Origin of the sequence: Reyranella soli, assembly GCF_007992495.1 — a bacterium.
In the GTDB taxonomy this organism is placed as follows: Bacteria; Pseudomonadota; Alphaproteobacteria; order Reyranellales; family Reyranellaceae; genus Reyranella; species Reyranella soli.
Genome location: NZ_BKAJ01000002.1, coordinates 1 through 2,571, shown reverse-complemented (window position 1 = coordinate 2,571; position 2,571 = coordinate 1). Strand labels below are relative to the sequence as shown.

2 protein-coding genes are annotated in these 2,571 nt (G+C 63.9%); both read right to left on the bottom strand.

All coding sequences use genetic code 11. The annotated features are described in order from the left end of the window. Positions 1-41: 41 nt before the first annotated feature. On the bottom strand, positions 42-1,682 hold the full coding sequence (locus RSO01_RS00100) for a flavin-containing monooxygenase (protein ID WP_147144915.1): 1,641 nt from the start codon (positions 1,680-1,682) through the stop codon (positions 42-44). 214 nt (positions 1,683-1,896) lie between these two features. Continuing rightward, a complete protein-coding gene (locus RSO01_RS00095) occupies positions 1,897-2,118 on the bottom strand; it encodes a tetratricopeptide repeat protein (protein ID WP_170302758.1) in 222 nt (73 codons plus the stop codon). Between the last annotated feature and the right edge of the window lie 453 nt (positions 2,119-2,571).

Genomic DNA, 2,571 nt, shown 5'->3' with positions numbered 1-2,571 from the left:
CTCCGGCCCGCTCCTGAGCGGGCCGGAGGCCCGCGCTCCCGTTATCTGAACATGAACTCGCGATAGCCGCCGGCGGCCACGTCGCCGGTGCGTTTGCGGTACTCGACCGCGCCGCCGTAGTAGCCGAGCACACGACGGACCTGGCGGCCCTCGACGTTGCGATTGACTCCGGTCTGCCAGGAATTGACCTCGGCGAACAGCAGCCCCTCTACCGCCTGCTCAACCTCGGCGACCCACGCCGCCACTTCCTCTACGCGCGGCTCGACGCGGCGGAGGCCGTTGTCGCGCATGAACTTCACGAGGTCGGTGATCCAGTCGACCAACTCCTCGATATTGCGCGGGATGTTGCCGCGCGCAGTGTGCGGGCCCAGCACCATCAGCATGTTGGGAAAGCCTTCGGCCATCATGCCGAACATCGTTCTGGGCGTGCCCACCCAGTCGTCCTTGAGCCGCCGGCCGCCGGGCCCGACGATATCGATGCGGTCGTAGGGGCCGGTGACGCCGTCGAATCCGGTGGCGTAGATCAGGATGTCGAAGGCGAAGTCTTCGGCGCTGGTGCGGATGCCCTGGGGCGTGATGCACTCGATCGGCGTCTCGTTGATGTCGACCAGCCGCACATTGTCCTGATTGTAGACCTCGAAATAACGGGTCTCGAGCGGCAGCCGGCGCGTGCCGAAGCCGTGGTCCTTGGGGATCAGCTTGTCGGCGACCTTGGGATCGCGCACCCGCTCGCGAATCTTTCTAGCCATGAAGGCGCTGGCGAGCTCGTTGGCCTTCTTGTCGGTCAAAACGTCGGCGAAGTTGCCGACCCAGATACCGAAGCCCGGCTCGCCATAGAGCTTCTCCCAGAATGCCTCGCGCTCCTCGGCCGAGACTTCCAGCGCCTTGCGCGGATCGGTCTGATGGATGAAGCAGGTGCTGGTCTGCCGGCAGCGCTCGAAGATCTCGACATAGGAGGCCTTGATCTTCTTCTGCTCCTCCGGGGTGATGCGCCGATTGTGCAGCGGCGCCGCCCAATTGGGCGTGCGCTGGAACACCGTGAGATGGCCGACCTCGGCGGCGATGGTCTGGATGCACTGGATGGCGGTCGCCCCGGTGCCGATGATACCGACGCGCTTGCCCGCGAGCGACACACCCTCGCGCGGCCAGCGCGCGGTGTGGAAGGCCTGCCCCTGAAAGCTGTCGCGGCCGGCAATGTTGGGCAACGTGTAGGCCGACAACGGCCCCAGCGCCGTGATCAGGAGCCGCGCGCTCGCCGGCTCGCCGTTCTCCAGGGTGATCGTCCAGCGATCGTTCGCGTCATCGAAGTGCGCGGCGACGACGCGGCAGCCGAAGCGGATGTCGCGGCGCAGGTCGAACTTGTCGGCGACGTAGTTGAGATAGCGCAGCGTGTCGGGCTGGGCGGAGAAATGCTCGGGCCACTCCCACTCCTGCAGCAGCTCCTCGGAGAAGGAATAGCCGTAGGACCAGCTTTCCGAATCGAAGCGCGCGCCGGGATAGCGGTTCCAGTACCAGGTGCCGCCGACATCGGTGCCGGCCTCGAAGACCTTTACGCGAAGGCCGAGGCCGCGCAGGCGGTGGAGCTGATACAGGCCCGCGACGCCGGCACCGATCACGATCACGTCGGGATTGCCCGTCTCAACTGTCTTTGCCTGCTCACTGCCCTTTGACGAGGCGTTCATGCGCTATCCCTGGCCTGCCAGACTGAAATACTAGGCGATAGCGATCGAAGTCGTCCCTCGTATCGTGGTCTTTCTTTCGCCCATCGGCAGGAGGTCGGCCCGTCGCTGGTTCATCAACTCCCGAACTCTCTCCACGCGACGATCGGGAGGACGCTTATGACACGCCGAGATCCTTGGCGCGGTCGAGCCAGAAAGCTGCGAAAGTTCTGCTGCGTCATACGCCAATGCCGTAGAACAGGCATCGGCCCACTTCATGGTACGACTGCTTGTCGCCCCAGATCGCAGCACGCAAGTAGAGCTCGTAGGCCTTCCTTGTGTTCTTCTTCGTGCCGATGCCCTTCTCATAGGACACCGCCAGATCGTACAGCGCTGACGGTACGTTCTCGGCCGCCGCCTGGCGCAGAAGCTCGGTGCCCTTGGTCACATCCTTCTTCACGTGCGCGCCGTGGATACCACGTGCCCAAGGCATAGGCGGCCGTTGTGTCGCCGTTCTTCAACGCGCGTTCGAGGAGCATGCGAGCCTTCGCGGTGTCCGGCTTCTTCTTACGCATTTCGCGGAGGGCCGCCTGGTACGGTCTCGAGTTCTTCACGTCTTGGTCCGGATGACAGCGACTGACCAGCGTGTCTTGCTTTAGCGCGGCCAGGCGGCTTCGATTTCCAATCCGGATGTAGAAACTTTTTCGAGAAACGATCCCGCCCGGGACTAGTAGCTCTGCACAGTGGTTCTGACGGGCTGAACGGCAGACGGGATCGCGTTCGTGCGACTGTGGCGGAAATTCCCCGTAGGTCATTGATGCCTCTGCCTCTTTCGGTCCTGGCGGCGCGCGGACGCTGTCGCCTAAAACGCGACAGAAGCGACATTTCGCGTTGCTTGGCTCGATGGCCGGTC